13 protein-coding genes are annotated in these 17,446 nt (G+C 70.8%); 5 read left to right on the top strand and 8 right to left on the bottom strand.

The genetic code is table 11. The annotated features are described in order from the left end of the window. On the top strand, positions 1 to 2,514 hold a 2,514-nt coding region (locus tag AC1DVT_RS09495), incomplete at its 5' end, for a 3'-5' exonuclease (RefSeq protein ID WP_477388433.1). 12 nt (positions 2,515 to 2,526) lie between these two features. Here the strand turns inward: AC1DVT_RS09495 and AC1DVT_RS09490 are convergent. Beyond that, positions 2,527 to 3,813 carry a phosphotransferase gene (locus AC1DVT_RS09490; RefSeq protein ID WP_477388431.1) on the bottom strand — a complete coding sequence of 429 codons (1,287 nt, stop codon included), beginning with the start codon at positions 3,811 to 3,813 and terminating at the stop codon, positions 2,527 to 2,529. 91 nt (positions 3,814 to 3,904) lie between these two features. On the opposite strand from AC1DVT_RS09490, the gene nudC reads away from it, so the two are divergent. Together nudC and AC1DVT_RS09480 are read left to right on the top strand one after the other, a co-directional pair. After that, the gene (gene nudC / locus AC1DVT_RS09485; RefSeq protein WP_477388429.1) at positions 3,905 to 4,819 is read left to right on the top strand and encodes an NAD(+) diphosphatase; all 915 of its coding nucleotides are present in this window, start codon (positions 3,905 to 3,907) and stop codon (positions 4,817 to 4,819) included. After that, positions 4,816 to 6,576 carry an ATP-dependent helicase gene (locus AC1DVT_RS09480; protein ID WP_477388427.1) on the top strand — a complete coding sequence of 587 codons (1,761 nt, stop codon included), beginning with the start codon at positions 4,816 to 4,818 and terminating at the stop codon, positions 6,574 to 6,576. Before nudC ends, AC1DVT_RS09480 begins: the two co-directional genes overlap by 4 nt. A gap of 766 nt (positions 6,577 to 7,342) precedes the next feature. Here AC1DVT_RS09480 and AC1DVT_RS09475 read toward each other — a convergent pair. Further along, positions 7,343 to 8,716 (bottom strand): zinc-dependent metalloprotease, encoded by a 1,374-nt coding sequence (locus tag AC1DVT_RS09475; protein ID WP_477388425.1) that lies wholly within the window; start codon positions 8,714 to 8,716, stop codon positions 7,343 to 7,345. Between the two features lie 138 nt (positions 8,717 to 8,854). On the opposite strand from AC1DVT_RS09475, the gene AC1DVT_RS09470 reads away from it, so the two are divergent. Then, a complete protein-coding gene (locus AC1DVT_RS09470) occupies positions 8,855 to 9,985 on the top strand; it encodes a YlbL family protein (protein ID WP_477388423.1) in 1,131 nt (376 codons plus the stop codon). Between the two features lie 57 nt (positions 9,986 to 10,042). Then, a complete protein-coding gene (locus AC1DVT_RS09465) occupies positions 10,043 to 12,952 on the top strand; it encodes a UPF0182 family membrane protein (RefSeq protein ID WP_477388421.1) in 2,910 nt (969 codons plus the stop codon). A gap of 13 nt (positions 12,953 to 12,965) precedes the next feature. On the opposite strand, the gene AC1DVT_RS09460 is transcribed toward AC1DVT_RS09465, so the two are convergent. From AC1DVT_RS09460 to AC1DVT_RS09435, 6 genes are all read right to left on the bottom strand, one after another. Then, positions 12,966 to 13,865 (bottom strand): prenyltransferase, encoded by a 900-nt coding sequence (locus tag AC1DVT_RS09460; RefSeq protein WP_477388419.1) that lies wholly within the window; start codon positions 13,863 to 13,865, stop codon positions 12,966 to 12,968. After that, positions 13,862 to 14,173, bottom strand: a complete 312-nt coding sequence (locus AC1DVT_RS09455) for a lycopene cyclase domain-containing protein (protein ID WP_477388417.1) — start codon at positions 14,171 to 14,173, stop codon at positions 13,862 to 13,864. The genes AC1DVT_RS09460 and AC1DVT_RS09455 overlap by 4 nt, the downstream gene beginning before the upstream one ends. Then, complete coding sequence (locus AC1DVT_RS09450) at positions 14,170 to 14,508, bottom strand: lycopene cyclase domain-containing protein (protein WP_457100270.1); 339 nt, start codon at positions 14,506 to 14,508, stop codon at positions 14,170 to 14,172. The genes AC1DVT_RS09455 and AC1DVT_RS09450 overlap by 4 nt, the downstream gene beginning before the upstream one ends. 1 nt (position 14,509) lies before the next feature. Beyond that, positions 14,510 to 16,069 carry a phytoene desaturase family protein gene (gene crtI / locus AC1DVT_RS09445; protein ID WP_477388415.1) on the bottom strand — a complete coding sequence of 520 codons (1,560 nt, stop codon included), beginning with the start codon at positions 16,067 to 16,069 and terminating at the stop codon, positions 14,510 to 14,512. Beyond that, positions 16,066 to 16,947: a phytoene/squalene synthase family protein gene (locus AC1DVT_RS09440; protein WP_477388413.1), complete on the bottom strand. Its 882-nt coding sequence runs from the start codon at positions 16,945 to 16,947 to the stop codon at positions 16,066 to 16,068. The genes crtI and AC1DVT_RS09440 overlap by 4 nt, the downstream gene beginning before the upstream one ends. Next, positions 16,944 to 17,446 (bottom strand): polyprenyl synthetase family protein (locus AC1DVT_RS09435; protein ID WP_477388411.1); only part of this gene is annotated, 503 nt, incomplete at its 5' end. The genes AC1DVT_RS09435 and AC1DVT_RS09440, both read right to left, overlap by 4 nt.

Below are 17,446 nucleotides of genomic sequence, written 5' to 3'. Positions count from 1 at the left end.
GCCGAGACCAACGTCTCGGCGCTGGCCCTGCTCGCGCGCCTCGCCGGCGAATACGCCGCGGCGAAGCGGCGTCGGGGCGTGCTCGACTATTCCGACCAGGTCGCCGGCGCCCTCGAGGTCGTGCGCAGCCACGACGCGGTCGCCGCCGAGCTGCGCGACCGGTTCCGGGTCGTGCTGCTCGACGAGTACCAGGACACCTCGGTGGCGCAGACCGATCTGCTCGCGGCGCTCTTCCGGGAGACCGCCGTCATGGCGGTGGGTGACCCGCATCAGGCGATCTACGGCTGGCGCGGCGCGAGCGCGGGCAACCTCGGCGGCTTCCCGGAGGCGTTCGCCACCGAGGCGACCTGCGCCCGGTTCGCGCTGCTGACGAGCTGGCGCAACAGCGCCTCCGTGCTCACAGCGGCCAATGCGGTGCTCGCCCCGCTCGCCGCATCGGCGCCCGTGACCGTCGATGCCCTGCGTCCACGACCCGGCGCCCCGGACGGCGCCGTCGAGTTCGCGTTCGACGCAGATCTCGACACCGAGGCGGATCACGTCGCGGAGTGGTTCGCCCGCATCCGCGCCGAGCGGCGCCGCCGCGGCGAGGCCACGACCGGAGCGATCCTCTTCCGCAGCAAGAAGCACATGGTGCGTTTCGGCGATGCCCTGGGACGCCGCGGCATCCCGCATCGCATCCTCGGCCTCGGGGGACTCCTGTCCACGCCGGAGGTGGTCGACGTGGTCAGCGCGCTGCGCGTGATCAGCGACCCCGCCGCCGGGTCATCGCTGATCCGGCTGCTCGCCGGGCCCCGCTGGGCGATCGGACTCGCGGATCTGCGGGTCCTGGCCCAGCTGGCGCGGCGTCTCGCCTCGCACGATGCCGCGCTGCAGCCGCTCGCCCCCGAGGTCGCAGAGCGCATTCGCGCGAGCGCGGGCGATGACCAGGGCTCGCTGGTTGATGCTCTCGACTTCGTGGTGCGCAGCAGAGCCGATCACTCCTGGCTCGCCGGCTTCACGCCGGAGGCGCGTGAGCGGCTGCGCGAGGCCGGCGCGGTGCTGGCCGGCCTTCGGCAGGCTGCCGGAATGCCGATCCCCGACCTCGTCCGCCTCATCGAGGTCGAGCTGCGTCTCGATGTCGAGCTGGCGGCGAACGAAGCGCGCGGACCAGCCCGAATCGCTTCAGCGCAGCTGCGGGCGTTCGTCGACGAACTGCATGCCTTCCTCGCCGCCGACGAAACCGGGGCCCTGTCGAGCCTGCTCGCGTGGCTGGATCACGCCGAACGCCTCGACGAGTTCGCGCCGCGCACCGAGCCGCCCGAAGACGATGTCGTGCAGCTCCTCACGATCCACGGCTCGAAGGGGCTGGAATGGGATGCCGTGGCGGTCGTGCGCCTCGTCAAGGACGAGCTGCCCTCAGCTGCCCGCGATACCCGCGGCTGGCTGGGGTTCGGGGTGCTTCCGTACTCGTTCCGGGGCGACGCGCGCTGGCTCCCCGAGCTCGCATGGGAACGCGGGGCGGCGCCGACGCAGCAGGCGCTGAAGGACGCGATCGACGACTTCGTGGCGGCCAATCGCCGCCGGCAGCTCGATGAGGACCGCCGACTCGCCTACGTCGCCGTCACCCGTGCGCGCGACCACCTGCTGCTCAGCGGCTCTTCGTGGTCCGGCGCCAAGCGCCCGCGGGAGCGCAGCGTCTTCTTCGCCGAGATCGCCGAGGCGTCCGGTCATCCGCTGCCGGATGACGACCCCGGCGAGAATCCCTACCTGGGAGAGCGCCGGATCCTCGAGTGGCCGCTCGACCCGCTCGGCGCGCGCCGCGAAGCGGTGCAGCGCGCAGCACTGGCCGTCACCGAATCACTGGCCGCGACCCGGCAGACGCCGGACCCGGAGCTCGAACTCCTGCTCGCCGAACGGGCCGAGCGCCGCTCGCCGGCGGCGGGTGGCGCCCCGGCGCGCATCCCGGCCTCGCAGTACAAGTCGTTCGTCACCGACTACGCCGGGACGGTGGCGCGCATCGCCCGCCCGCTCCCGGAGCGTCCCTACCGTCAGACCCGGCTGGGCACGCTGTTCCACGCCTGGGTCGAGTCCCGCGCCGAGCGACCCGGACTGGGCGCATCGCTCGACGACGCGCTGTGGGACGGCGACGACGACGCGTCCGGGACCGAGGCATCCGTGCAAGACGAAGCAGCCCTCGACGACCTGCGCCGGCGCTTCCTCGCCTCCGAGTGGGCGGACCTCCAGCCGCTCGAAGTCGAGACCGAGATCGACTTCACCGAGACCTCGCTCGACGGCTCGGCGCACATCGTGATCTGCAAGCTCGACGCCGTCTATCGTCGCGCCGATCATGGCGGACGCATCGAGATCGTCGACTGGAAGACCGGCGCCCCGCCACGCGACGAGACCGAGCGCGCACAGCGGATGCTGCAGCTCGAGCTGTACCGGCGGGCGTACCACGAGAAGCACGCGGTGCCCCTCGAGCAGATCGAGGTCGCGCTCTACTACGTTGCCCACGACCTGGTGCTGCGGGGCTGAGCGCCCCCAGCGTCAGGCCGAGTCGGTCCAGCGTCGCAGCGCCGCGTCGGCGGAGCGCTGCGCATCGGCCTCGACGTCGTCCGACTCGAGCGCGGAGAGATCGCCGATGATCGGCGCCGTCGGGTGTTCGGCTGCCGCTTCGCGCGCGACGAATGCCCGGATGTCGATCGGAGCGGTCGACGTGTCGTCGTGGGCAGGGCGGTCGGCCGCGGCATCCGCCTGTTCCTGCGCGTCGTCCAGGTTCACCCAGAGCGACAGCTCCTCCGGGTCGTACGCGTCGGTCTGCATCGACGTGTCGGAGGCGGGTGGTGCCGACTCCGGCGTCCGTCCGAGCACAGCGATCGCGTGGTCGAGTCCGAGGGCGTCGTCCGGCACGAGTTCGTCGCCGCCCACACCCTCTGCCAGCGCCTCCAGGAGCCCGACGGCGTCTTCGACGATCTCGGGGCGCGCGGCCTCGTGCCCGTGCACGAGCCACTTCGCGAACTCGAGCTCGGCGTACAGCCGGGCACGCTCGCGGAGCAGCCCGTCCGGCGCCCGGACGGTCCGCGCCGCGTAGGCGGAGTAGACGTCTTCGGCGGCGGTCGGCGCTGCCGCGAGCCACTGCAGATCCGTCGCAGGATCGCCGACCTGCAGGCCGTGCCACTCGAGCAGACCGGTCACCGTCGGTCGTCCGTCGATGTCTTCGAACAGGAACGACGCGGCCCCTGCTCCGCCGAGCACGACGGCTGACTCGAAGCGCCACAGCACATCGGCGGCGATGGCGCGACGCCACCGCCCGATGAGTGCCGCAGGCGCCGCGTGGGTCGCCTCCGCGCGGTCGATCAGTCGGTCGGCGTCATCGCGGATCTGCTGCGGGGTGCGCACCGGCAGGCCCTCGGTCCGGACGATCGACAGCGGAAGCGCGTGCAGCGCGGCGAGGGCTTCGCCCACTGACGTCGCGGCCCCGAGGCCGGGGGTGAGGTGCGCGGCGTCGACGCGGTATCCGGGCAGGAAGTCGACGACGACGACCCGCGCATCGCCGAGGCCCGCCTCGCCGAGGAGCTCAGGCGCGCGGAAGGGGAGGAGGCCTCGCACGCCGGGGGTCAGCGCGCGCAGCGCGCGGACCTCCGCGGCGAGTTCGCCGGCGGCTTCCGGCGCCGCCGGCGCCCGGACGACGACCCGGCGGCCATCGTCGAGATCGGCCACCGCCGAGTCGTAGCGACCGGTCAGACCCTCGGTCAGGAGACCCGCCCCGATGACGCCGACCCGAGGCAGAGCTGACGTCACGGACGCGGCTAGAGTGAAGGGAGAGCGTGCCATGTGCCCAGGGTAGGTCGGGCACGCCCGCCCATCCCCGCGCCACGCCCGGCACGCCGACCACGGTTCGTCGGTTCGTGCAGAGAGGTCTTCGATGACGTCGCCCGACGGCCTGCTGCCGCCCCTCGCCGGCTCCGGCTTCGACCGGGCGGCCGAAGACCGCACCGTCGAGGGTCTGCTCGACACGCTGCGCGCGGATGCCGCGACCAGGGTGCTCGTCGTCCACGGCGACGCAGCCCCGCTCCAAGCCCCCGACACGCTGTATTACGTGGCACCCGCGGACGCGCCAGGCGACGCCGAGTGGGCGTTCCTCGGCCGACGGCCGGACGGCACCGCCGTGCTCGCAGCCGTCACGGCGCACCGACCGGAGGGCGACCCGTTCGCGGCCCCCGCCGGMTGGGCGAGCCTGCGCACCGTCGGGGGGGGCCTTGCCGCCGCCGACGCCGGAGCTTTCGTCGAGGCGCTGAGCCTGGGCCGGTGGCTCCTGGAAGCACCGCACTGTCCCGCGTGCGGCGCGCTCACCGAGGTGCGCCAGGCCGGGTGGGCACGGCACTGCCCGGTCTGCGGGCGCGAGCACTTTCCTCGCACCGATCCGGCTGTCATCGTCGCGATCACGAGCGCGCACGACCCGGACCTGCTGCTGCTGGGCTCCAACGCCCTGTGGGACGCCAATCGCTTCTCATGCTTCGCCGGCTTCGTCGAGGCGGGGGAGTCGCTCGAGGCCGCGGTCCTCCGCGAAGTGCGCGAAGAGGCCGGCGTCGACGTCCGCGACATCCGCTACCGCGGCTCGCAGGCCTGGCCGTATCCGCGTTCCCTCATGCTCGGCTTCCTGGCCACGAGCGCCGCGGACGATGAGGCCAGGGCGGACGGCGAGGAGATCATCGCCGTCCGGTGGTTCCACCGCGATGAGATCGGCGCCGCGCTCGCGGGGCAGAGTGAGCACCTGCTGCCCGGACGCGCGTCGATCGCGCATCGCCTGATCGCCGACTGGCACGCGGACACGCCGTGAGCACGGACGCGCTCGACGGCCTCGACGAGCGGCAGCGCGAGGCGGCGACCACGCTTCGCGGTCCGGTCGCGGTGCTCGCTGGCGCCGGCACCGGAAAGACCCGGGTCATCACGCGCCGCATCGCCCACGGGATCGAGACCGGGGCCTTCTCGCCGGGCCGCGTCATGGCGGTGACCTTCACCTCGAAGGCGGCCGGCGAGATGCGGATGCGACTCCGCGGCCTCGGGGTCGACGGCGTCTCGGCGCGCACCTTCCACTCCGCGGCGCTCGCCCAGCTCAACTTCTTCTGGCCCACGCTCGCCGGCGACTCGGTGCCGAGCATCGTCGACAACAAGGTGAAAGTGCTCGCGCACGCCGCCGACAGCCTGGGGATCGACCCGGATGTCGCGACCCTGCGCGACGTCGCAGGCGAGATCGAGTGGCGAAAAGTCACGCTGCGGAGCATCGAGGCCTACGCGCTGGCCCGCCCTGGCGGGGTCGGGCGCCTCGAGCTCTCCCGCGTTGTAGAGCTGCAGCGGGCGTACGAGAAGCTCAAGGACGAGCGCCGCCAGCTCGACTTCGAGGACGTCCTGCTCGCCTGTGCCGGCATGCTCGAAGCCGAGCCGCACATCGCCAAGGCGGTGCACGAGCAGTACCGCCACTTCACCGTGGACGAGTTCCAGGACGTTTCCCCCCTCCAGTACCGGCTGCTCGAGCTGTGGCTCGGCGATCGCAGCGATCTGTGCGTGGTGGGCGATGCGAGCCAGACCGTCTACTCGTTCGCCGGGGCGGACGCGCGGTTCCTGCTGGACTTCGAAACCAGGCATCCGGGCGCCACACTCGTGCGGCTGGAGAGCAATCACCGATCGGATGCCGCGATCCTCGCGGTCGCGAATGCGCTCATGCGCGATCGGCCCGGTGCACTCGTCCTGCGGTCGCCGGCGCCGGCGAGCGGCGACATTCCGACGGTGGCGGCCTACCCCGATGAGCAGGCCGAGGCCCAGGGAGTGGCCGCGCGGATCGCCACTGCGATCGCGAAGGGTGTCGATCAGCGTCGGATCGCCATCCTCTACCGCGCGCACTCCCAATCCGCGGAGCTGCTGAAGGCGCTTGCCGACGCCGGGATCGCGGCCACCGTGCTCGGCGGTCGCCGGTTCTTCGAAATCCCCGAGGTGCGCCAGGCCGTCATGGCGCTGCGCGGTGCGTCGGTCGCGCCGATGGAGAGCGGATTCCTCGACACCGTGCGCGACGTGCTCCGCTCGCTAGGGCTGACCAACGATCCGCCGCAGGCGGGCGGCGCGCTGCGCGACGCCTGGGAGGCGCGATCGGCCGTCCTGCGGCTGGCTCACGAGGCGCCCGAGGGGGCGACCCTGCGCACGTTCACCGACGATCTGGTCGCCCGGGCGAAGGCCCAGGACGAACCGGGTCTCCGCACGGTCACTCTGGCCACCCTGCACGCGGCCAAGGGTCTGGAATGGGATCACGTGCACCTGATCGGCCTGGCCGAAGGTCTCCTCCCGATCGCCTACGCGAAGACCTTCGAGGAGATCGACGAGGAGCGGCGTCTCGCCTACGTGGGGATCACGCGGGCTGCGCGAACGCTGTCGCTGTCGTGGTCCAGCGGATCTCGGGGACGGGTGCCGTCCCGGTTCCTCCGAGAGATCGGCAGCGGCACGCTGCGTGCGGCCGATGCGTCCGCGTCGTCTGCCCGCCGGAGGGGACGCGCAGGGTCACCGAGCGCGCCGTCTGACGCCCAGGCCGACGCTCCGCGTCGCTGAGCATCCGGGCCGCGGTGAGGCCCGCTTCCCACATCGTGGCGAGACCGACAGTCGGCGCGGTCCGGCCGAGCAGCTGCGCGGCGAGCTGCGGCCACGCCGGGTCTGCCTCGCAGCGGTGCGCCGCCACGCAGGCGAGGCACGCGGTGCGGCCAGGGCGCACGAAGGGACCGATCTCGACCCGTGTGCCGGTGAACACGATCGGCAGGTGCGGGATGTCGCGGCCCATCATCATCGCGGCTCGACGCGGTTCGACGAGGTGGTGCGCGAGCATGATCACCGGCGGGTGCGTCTCGTCCTCGTCCGAGATCGCCGATGCGCCGGTGAGGACCTCGAAACCGGCCGCCTCGAACGACTCGCCGACGGCGTCCAGTGCCGGCCGTGCCGGGCGGTCCGGCGGCTGCAGGATCACGCGCGGCGCCCGGGACGCGGCCGGGATGGCCATCGCGCGTGCGATGCGGCGCACGAACGAGCCGGCCGCGCCGGCCGGCGCACCCAGTGCTGCGGCGATCGGCTCGAGCGCGGCATCCGGGATTCCACCCTCGAGCTCGCTCAGGAGCCGTTCCTGCCACGCCGTCACCGAGGTGACGATGGCGACCGGGTCGGCGCCGAACTGCACGGTCGTCTCATCGCGCCAGAGCGGCGGGTACGCAGGATCGAGTCGGAGCATGCGCCGATCATCACCCGCCGGGGCATCGGCGACCGGCCTCTCCACAGAATCCCCACCTCGCGCCCCGGCGGGGCACGAGGTGGGGAGGAGAGGCTGTGATCAGACCGGGCGAGGCTCGTCCGGCGTGTCGTCTTCCGCTGCGGGCGCGTCGCCGGACTCGCTCGCGAGCAGCTGCTCCAGAGCATCGTCGAACGCGTCGCGCGCCCGCTCCTCGCCACGGGCACGGGCTTCCAGGCGGGCGACCAGCGCCGCGGGGTCGTCGATGTCCTCGGCGGTGGGCATCAGGTCGGGGTAGTCCCACAGCGAGTCGCGGGCAGCGACGCCCACGGCATCCGTGACCGCCCGCCACATGGCGGCCGCCTCGCGCATGCGCCGAGGACGCAGCTCCAGTCCGACGAGCGAACCGAGAGCCTGCTCGGCCGGACCGCCGACGGCGCGCCGGCGGCGCACCGCTTCGGCGACCCGCTCCGCGGAGGGCAGGCGTGACGTGGCGGACGTCGTGACGACATCCACCCACCCCTCGATCGTGGCGAGCAGGTTCTCGAGCCGGGTCAGGGCAGCCGTCTGCGCCTCCGACCGCTCGGGCAGCAGGGCGCCGCTCTCGAGTGCGCTGCGCAGCTCTTCGGGGTTGGACGGGTCGAACCGCGACGCGAGCTCCTCGAGGGCGTTCGTGTCGACGTGGACTCCCCGGGCGAAGTCGGTCACCTGGGAGATGACATGCAGGCGCAGCCAGCGGGCGTGGCGGAAGAGCCGGGCGTGGGCCATCTCGCGCGTCGCGATGTACAGCGCGAGCTGATCCTCGGGGATCTCGAGGTCGCGGCCGAAGTCGGCGAAGTTCTGCGGCAGGATGGCGGCTTCGCCGTCGGGCATGATCGGGATGCCGACATCGCCGCCGCTCAGCACCTCCTTGGAGAGCGTGCCGACCACCTGCCCCAGCTGGGTGGCGAACAGCGAACCGCCGACTGTGCGCATAAGGCGCCCCGCACCCTGGACGAGATTCTGCATGTCGTCCGGGGCCTGATCGCTGAGCGCCGCGGTGAGCGCGTCGGCGATGCTGGTGGCGACGGGCTCGGCGAGCTCCTGCCACACCGGCAGGGTGGCCTCGACCCAGGCGCCGCGCGTGAGGGTGCGCGGCGGGGTCGGCAGCTCGGAGATCGCGGTGGCCTCGCTCAGCCAGAGCGCGGCGAGCGCGAACGCCTGGTCGAGATCCGTGCGCTGCCCGTCGGTGACGCCGAGGCCCTCCTGATTGGCGATGTGCAGCGCCTGCCGCTCGGCCATCTCCCATGAGATCGTGCCGTCGCCTTCGAAGGCGCCCTGCAGATGCCGCATGACGGTCTCCATCATCGCGGGATCGATGCCGAGCCCGGTCAGCCGGGCGAGCTGTTCCGCGTCGATGTTCGAACCGTCGCCGCCGAAGAGCTGGCGAATCAGCTCCTGGAACTCTTCTTCAGGGCTGCTCTCGTCGTCTGCCACTTCAGCCGCCTTTCAGGCTCGTCGGGACCTTGCGTTCTACGCTAGTCCCACGCGTCTTCGCGTCCCCTGGGTTCGGCCTCGCACGTGTACGCCGGTCGCGAACGACAGGCGAATACCCAGGCAAAGGAAAGGTCCTCCGTGGCGCTGTTCGATGAGAACGTCACCGTCACGCCTTCGCGGCGCCGCGGCATGAGCCGCCGCACCCTCGTGGGCGTGTGGTCCCTCTCGATCGCCATGGTGGTGCTGTTCGCCCTCACCGTGCTGCCGACGTCCTACGTGATCCAGCGTCCCGGGCCCGTCTACAACACGCTCGGCACCGCCGAGTCCACCGATGGCGAGCAGGTTCCGCTGATCTCGGTGGACGGGGCGACGACCTACCCCACCGAAGGAGCCCTCGACCTGCTCACGGTGCAGGTCATCGGCAATCGCGAGCGGACGCCCTCGTGGCTCGAGCTCGCGACGGCCTGGTTCGATCCGAGCCGCGCCGTGCTTCCCATCGACGCGGTCTTCCCGGAGGGGCAGTCCACGCAGGAGCGCAGCCAGGAGAGCTCCGCGCTGATGGTCGACTCGCAGAAGGAGGCGACCGCAGCCGCCCTCACCGAGCTGGGCTACGACGTTTCGCCGCACCTGTCGGTCAACTCGCTGACCGAGGGATCGGCCGCGAAGGGCATCCTGGAGGAGGGCGATGTCATCGTCTCCGCCAACGGCAGCACGGTGGCCGACGCCGAGGCGCTCCGTGAGATCGTCAACGCCGGCGACGGCGCGCCGATCGAGGTCGCGATCGAGCGCGACGGCGAGCCGCAGACAGTCAGCATCACCCCGCTGCAGACCGACGTGGACGGGAAGACCGTCTGGCTCATGGGAATCACCCTGCTGAGCGACTTCGACTTCCCGATCGATGTGACCATCCAGCTCAACAATGTCGGCGGTCCCAGCGCCGGGATGATGTTCGCGCTCGGGATCATCGACACCCTCACGCCCGGCAATCTCAACGGCGGCGAGAAGGTCGCCGGCACGGGCACGATCTCCGCCGACGGCACGGTCGGTCCGATCGGCGGCATCCGCCAGAAGCTCTGGGGCGCCAAAGACGCCGGTGCGGACTGGTTCCTCGCCCCCGAGTCGAACTGCGATGAGGTGGCCGGCCATGTGCCCGACGGCCTCAGGGTCTTCGCGGTCGAGGACCTCGACGACTCTCTCGCGGTGCTCGACGCGATCAGCGAAGGCGGCGACCTCGACGCGCTGCCGACGTGCAGCACCGGCGGATCCTAGGATTTCGCCCAGCGCGGACTCAGCGTCGCCTCTGGAACGCGCGCCTAGGATGAGAGCGTGACCACGACGTCAGCGCCGAATTCGGCCACACCCTCCCGATCCCGCAGAGTCATTGCGATCAGTCTGGCGATCATCGCCGTGCTGGTGGTGGCTTTCTTCGTCTTCGCCAATCTGTACGCCGATTGGCTCTGGTACGCCCAGCTCGGATTCCAGTCGGTGCTGGCGACCCAATGGCTCGCCCGGCTCGTGATGTTCGCGATCGGATTCCTCGGCATGGCGGTGCCGGTCTGGCTCGCCATCCAGCTCGCCTACCGGCTGCGTCCGGTGTACGCCCGGCTGAGCTCGCAGCTCGACCGCTATCAGGAGGTCGTGGAGCCGCTGCGGCGGCTCGGGATGTGGGGCATCCCGGTGTTCTTCGGCTTCTTCGCCGGGTTCGCCGCGTCGGCGCAGTGGGAGACGACCTGGCTCTGGGTCAACGGCGTCGCCACGACAGCCAAGGATCCGCAGTTCGGACTCGACACCGGGTTCTACCTGTTCGCCATGCCGTTCTACAGCGCCCTGCTCGGGTTCCTCTCCGCGGTGCTCCTGGTCTGCCTGCTCATGACGGGTGTCGTCTCGTACCTGTACGGCTCGATGCGCGTGGGTCAGCGCGAACTGCGGATCTCGAAAGCCGCCCGCATCCAGCTCGCCGTGATCTCGGGCCTCTACCTCCTGGTGCAGGCGGCGAGCCTGTGGCTCGATCGCTACAAGACTCTCGTCGAGCCGGGCGATCGCATCGTCGGGCCGGGCTACGTCGGCACGCACGCCGTCATTCCGGGCCTCGCCATTCTGGCGATCATCGGGGTCATCGTCGCCGTGCTCTTCTTCATCACCGCGATCATCGGCCGGTGGCGCTACCCACTGATCGCCACGGCGCTGCTCCTCGTCTCGGCGATCGTGCTCGGAGTCGGGTACCCCTGGGTGCTCAACACCTTCCAGGTGCGCCCGAACCAGCTGGCGCTCGAATCCGACTACTACCAGCGCAACATCAACATGACCCAGACGGCCTACGGCATCGACGGTCTCGAGAAGAGCGACTTCACTGCGGCGACGGATGCCGCTGCCGGCCAGCTGCGCGCGGATGCCGCCACCACAGCCCAGATCCGCATCATGGACCCGGCCATCATCAGCCCCACGGTCCGTCAGCTCGAGCAGTACCGCTCGTACTACCAGTTCCATGATCCGCTCGACGTCGACCGCTACAACGTCGACGGCGTGTCGCAGGACACCGTCGTGTCGGTGCGCGAGCTGAACATCGACCAGCTCGGGAACGCGGCATCMTGGCAGAACACCTCCCTCGTCTACACGCACGGCTACGGACTGGTCGTCGCGAAGGGCAACGCCCGCACCGTGGACGGAAACCCGGAGTTCATCGAGCGCGGAATCCCGGCCACCGGCTTCCTCTCCGACCAGGAGAACTTCGAGCCTCGGGTGTACTTCGGTGAGGAATCGCCGACCTACTCGATCGTCGGCGCGCCCAAGACCACCGCTCCGATCGAGCTGGACTACCCCTCCGGTGGAGACGAGGGGAACGAGACGAAGACCACGTTCACCGGGAACGGCGGGCCAAGCGTGGGAAGCGTGTTCAACCGCCTCATCTACGCGCTGAAGTTCCAGTCTGAGCAGATCCTCTTCTCGGATTACGTCAACGAGGACTCGCAGATCCTGTACGACCGCAACCCGCTGGACCGGGTCGCGAAGGTCGCGCCCTACCTGCAGCTCGACAACGACCCGTACCCGAGCGTGGTCGACGGCCGGATCGTCTGGATCGTCGACGGCTACACCACCAGTGCGACCTACCCGTATGCGACCACGGTGAGCCTGCAGCAGGCGATCACCGATTCGAACAACCAGGCGCCGCGGGTCGCGCTCGACACGATCAACTACATCCGCAACTCCGTGAAGGCGACGGTCGACGCGTACGACGGCTCGGTCAAGCTCTACGCCTGGGATGACACCGACCCGCTGCTGCAGGCCTGGCAGAAGGTCTACCCGACGACGGTCAAGCCGATCTCCGACATGTCGGCCGAGCTCATCAGCCACGTGCGGTACCCCACCGATCTGTTCAAGGTGCAGCGGTACACCCTGGGGATCTACCACGTCGACGACGCGCAGTCGTTCTACCAGCGCGACAACGCGTGGGCGACGCCGAACGACCCGCAGAACAACACCCGCCTGCAGCCGCCGTACTACCTGACGATGCAGATGCCCGGTCAAGAGGCTCCGACCTATTCGATGTTCACGAGCTTCATCCCATCCTCGGAGGGGGAGAACACCCGCAACGTCCTGATGGGCTATCTCGCCGTGGACTCGAACGCGGGCGACGAAGCGGGCGTGAAGAGCAAGGACTACGGCCGATTGCGCATGCTCGAGATCGACGCGCAGACGCCTGTTCCCGGCCCGGGCCAGGTGCAGAACACCTTCGACGCCGATCCACAGGTGTCGGCGTTCATCAACATCCTCCGCCAGGGCCAGTCGGATGTGCTGAACGGCAACCTGCTGACCCTTCCCGTCGGCGGCGGACTGCTGTACGTGCAGCCGGTGTTCGTGCAGTCCTCCGGCGCCACGAAGCTGCCGACCCTGCAGAAGGTGCTCGTGTCGTTCGGCAACGCGGTGGCATTCGAGGACACGCTCAGTCAGGCCCTCGACTCGCTCTTCGGTGGCGATTCAGGCGCCGACGCGGGCGACACCGGAGTCACCCCGACTCCGCTCCCGAGTGGCGAGGCTACGCCGGAACCGTCGCCCTCGCCGTCGGAGTCAGGTGAGTCCGGGGCGCCCACCGACGAGTACCAGACCACCCTCCTGGAGGCACAGCGGGCATTGCTCGACCGCGAGACGGCCCTCCAGAACGGAAACTGGACGGCCTACGGCGAGGCCGACGCGCGTCTGACGGCTGCGGTCGAGAAGCTCATCGAGCTCGGCGGCTGATCCCCGCTCCTGCTCATCCGGTGCGCAGCGCGTACCAGATGAGCAGGAGCGTGACGCCGAATCCGGCGATCTGGTTGATCCACAGGAAGCGCCGCCAGCCGGCGGTCGCGGCATCCGCCGTCTCGTCGGTGATGTTCCGGAACGGCCAGACCGCCGCGAGGTACGGCAGGACGAGCAGAGCGGCCAGCGGGCCGGGCCATGCGCTGCCAAGTGTCATGGCCCCTGCGGCCGCGTAGCAGGCGAGCGCGAAGCGCACCGTCCAGCGCGCACCGCGCGCCGTCGCGATCGATCCGATGCCCGCTTCACGGTCGGCGACGACATCCTGCACGGCGCCGAAGGCGTGGGAGGCGACGCCCCACAGCGCGAACGCGCCGATGAGGGCCAGCAGTTGCCACGTCCACGTCGCACCCGCCAGCACGAGACCGTACACGGCGGGGGAGAAGAAGTGGATGCTCGAGGTCGCCGAATCCGCGAAGGGCACCTCTTTGAGCCGCAGCGGTGGGGCGCTGTAGAACACGACGAAGAAGAGGCTCGCGGCGAGCACCAGCCAGGACGCGGGCGTGCCCACCAGCAGCAGGTAGGCGAGGAAGGGCACGCAGCTCAGCCCGGCCGCCCAGAGGGTCGGGCGATGCATCCGAGGAGTGAGCACAGCGCCCTGCGCACCGCCCTTGCGCGGATTGCGCAGATCCGACTCATAGTCGAAGACGTCGTTGATCCCGTACATCGCGAGGTTGTACGGAATGAGGAAGAAGACGGTGCCCACTACGAGGGTGAGGTCCACCTGCCTGGTGGTCAGGAGGTATGCGGCGGCGAAGGGGTAGGCCGTGTTGATCCAGCTGACCGGGCGCGACGCCACGAGCAGCCGCCGGCCCACTTCGCCCGCGCGCAGCCGCTCCACCCCCGCGGGACTCACGCTCGCACCTTCGTGCGGGCGGGCAGCAGGGTGAAGACCGCCGGCACGAGGAACGCGGCACACAGCGGGTAGGCGAAGTCCTCGAGCGGTGCCAGTCCGATGCGCAGGCCGCTCAGGTGCTGGGCGGGATACGTGAAGAGGCCGAGCGCGATCATGATGTTGTCGAAGACGGCGGTGAGCGCGGCGAGCACCACGAAGGATACGACGGATGCCGCCATCCGTCGTCCGAAGCGCGGTCTCCGGACGGTCGTCACGGTGATCACCGCGGTGGCGATCAGAAAGGGCAGGGTCAGGAGGGCGTACCTCACAGGGCACCCGCGTCCTGCGTGTCGCCGCGGCCCAGCACCCGCACCGCGCCGGCCCACACGACGAGGGCGAGGTAGCTGAGGAACGCCAGGAAGAGGGGCTCCTCGAGCGGCAGCTGCGGCGCCAGATCTACGCCGATCAGCAGCGCGCTGTCGCCTTTCACGAACACCCCCGCCGCGATGCCGAGCGCATCCCACACCAGGAAGAACGCGGTGCCGATGCCGACCGCCGCCAACGTACGGCCGGGAGCGATCGGGAGGGCGAGGCGCAGCCGCCAGTCCACGAGGACGACGCCGGTCACGGAGAGCGCGAGAACGAGCAGATAGAGGCCGGGCATGTCACGCCCGTGCCGCGACGGGTTCGGGAAGGGGGCCGGGCGTCGCCACTCCGCGCAGGCGCTTGATGACCAGCTCGGCGGAGATGAGGCACATCGGCAGTCCGACGCCGGGCAGCGTCGAGGCGCCCGCGTACAGCAGCCCCTGCACCTTCTTCGAGGCGCCATGCGGCCGGAACATCGCACTCTGCCGGAGCGTGTGGGCGAGGCCGAGCGCGTTCCCGCGCCAGGAGTGGAAATCCGCGGCGAAGTCGCCCGGCGCGATGGTGCGGCGCAGCACGACTCGATCCGCAAGGTCCGGGATCCCGCACCAGTCGGCGAGCTGGGCGATCACGGCATCCGCCGCGTCCTCGACAGGCGCGTCGCCACGCCGTCCGACGCCGCCCCGGCCGAGCGCGGGATCGGCGGGCACGGGCACCAGGACGAAGAGGTTCTCGAAGCCGTCTGGGGCGACGGTCGGGTCGGTGGCACTCGGTCGGCAGACATAGAGCGATGCGGGATCGGGGATGCCTGGATTCGCGCCGAAGATCCGGTCGAAGTTCGCCTTCCAGTCGCGGGTGAACAGCAGCGTGTGGTGCGCGAGTTCGGGCAGCGTGCCGCGCACGCCGAGCATCACGAGGAGCGCCCCGGGGCTGGGCGTCCTGCGTCGCCACCACCGCTCCGGGAAGGTGCGCAGCTGTGCGGGCAGCAGCTGCGTCTCGGTGTGGTGCAGATCAGCGGTGGACACCACCAGGTCCGCGGGGAACGTGCGACCGTCACGGAGACGGATGCCGCGGGCCGAGGCATCCGTCGTCTCGATCTGCGCGACCTCGGCACCGGTGAAGATCCGCACTCCGCGGCCGCGCGCGAGGCGCTCGATGGCGCGAATCACTTCGGTCAGCCCACCGCGGGGGTAGAGGACTCCCTCGTCGAGGTCGAGATGACTCATCAGGTGGTACAGGCTCGGCACGCGGTACGGGGAGGCACCGAGGAAGACCGCCGGGTAGCCGAGGATCTGGCGCAGCCGCGGATCGGCGAACCGACGTTCGATGTGCGCCGAGAGCGTGCGGGTGAGGAGCGGCGCGAGCTGGGGGAGGCGACGCAGGAGCGCCGGATCGCGCAATCCTGTCGTCGTGGCGTACGTGTCGTAGAGGAAGCGCGACACGGCCAGTCGATACGCGTCGCCGGCGGAGTCGAGGTAGCGCTCCAGCTTCGGCCCGGCACCGGACTCGACGGCGTCGAACAGGGCGGTCGCGGCACCGCGACCGGACACGACGTCGAGGGGATCGGCGGCGCCCTCGCTGTAGACGCGGTACGCCGGGACGAGCGGGACCAGGTCGAGCTCGGCGTCGGCTGTGGTGCCGAGCAGCCGGAAGAAGTGGTCGAAGACCTCGGGCATGAGGTACCAGCTCGGGCCCGTGTCGAAGCGGAAGCCATCCTGTTCCCAGGACCCCGCTCTGCCGCCGATCTCATCGCGCGACTCGAAGACGGTGACCGTCCAGCCCTCGTCCGCGAGGAGCGCGGCCGTGGCGAGCCCCGCGATTCCGGCGCCGATGACGGCGGCTCGCCGTTCCGGCGCGGTCATGCGCGCACGATCCGCGGAGCGAAGCCGAGCCATGCTCGCGCCGCGAGCGTCGCCTTGACGAGGTCGGGGACGCGCACGCGGCGCTCTGCCGTGGGCTGCGCGCGCAGCCGGACGACGAGTGCCGCGAAGAGGTCATGCGCCGCCGTGACCGCACGGCGGCAATCCGTGGGCAGGTACGGGATCGCGGCGGCAGCCGCGGCGAGGTCCGACTCGATCCGGGCGATGACCGCGTCTCGGTCTGCGGCGCACTCCAGTGCGAGATAGTCACGCCCGAGCGCGTCGGCATCGTGGTCCTGGTCGCGGAGGAAGTTGACGTCCTGGAAAGCGGCACCGAGCCGGCGCGCCCCATCGGTCAGCGTCGGAGAGACGGAGGTGGGCGAGGCCGCCCCGGCATTGAGGAACACCTGCAGGCACATCAGGCCGACCACCTCGGCAGATCCGTACACATAGGCGTCGTGGGAACGGGCATCGTGGCGGGTGGTGCCCATGTCGGTCCGCATCGAGGCGAAGAACGGGGCGATGAGGTCGGCGCCGATCCCGCACTCTCGTGCGGTGTGCGCGAAGGCGTGCACCACCAGGTTCGCACTGAACCCATGGCCGACCGCGTTGAGCGTCTCGACCTCGAGGTCGTCCAGCAGCCGACGCTCCTCGTCGGGGGACAGGCCGGCCTCCGCGGCCGGGCCGTCGACGACTTCGTCCGCCACCCGCACGAGGGCATAGACGTTGCGGACGTGCGGACGCACCCGGGGCCCGAGCATGCGACAGGCGAGTGCGAAGGACGTCGAGTAGGCGCTGATGACCGAAGCCGCGGCATCCTGCGCGGTCCGGTCATAGAGATCGAGGCCAGTGGGGGCGTCGGTGCGCCGATGCGCGTTCATGGGATGCGGTCCTCGATGCGCGCCGCCAGTTCGGTGATGAGCGCGCCGGCTGCCGGGGGAAGCGCGGGATCGAACGCCTTCGCCCGCACCTCGGCGAGGGTGTCATCGATCATGGTGCGCAGGCGTTCGCGGGCGCCGCTGTCGTCGAGCGCGCGCTGCGCATGCCGCACCGCGTCTGGTCCGGAGCGTGCCCGGCCGAGGGCCCGACGGACCCGCGGCCACGAGTTCGACTCACGGGCGAGGGCGATGAGCGGCGTGCGCTTGGCCTCCCGCAAGTCGCTCCCCGGCGCCCGGCCGGCCTGCTCGGCGGATCCGAACGCGCCGATGAGGTCGTCGACGAGCTGGAAGGCCAGTCCGAGGGCCGCGCCGGCCTCGCCGAGCGCAGCAAGCGCCTCCGTCGATGCGCCGGCGATGACAGCCCCGGCCTGCAGCGGCGCCGAGAACGAGTACACGGCCGTCTTGTCCCGGCGCCGAGAACGAGTACACGGCCGTCTTGTCC

This window comes from Microbacterium sp. P2_F9 (assembly GCF_056403635.1).
The sequence above is the reverse complement of the archived record's forward strand: the minus strand, read 5'-3'. Positions and strand labels throughout refer to the sequence as shown.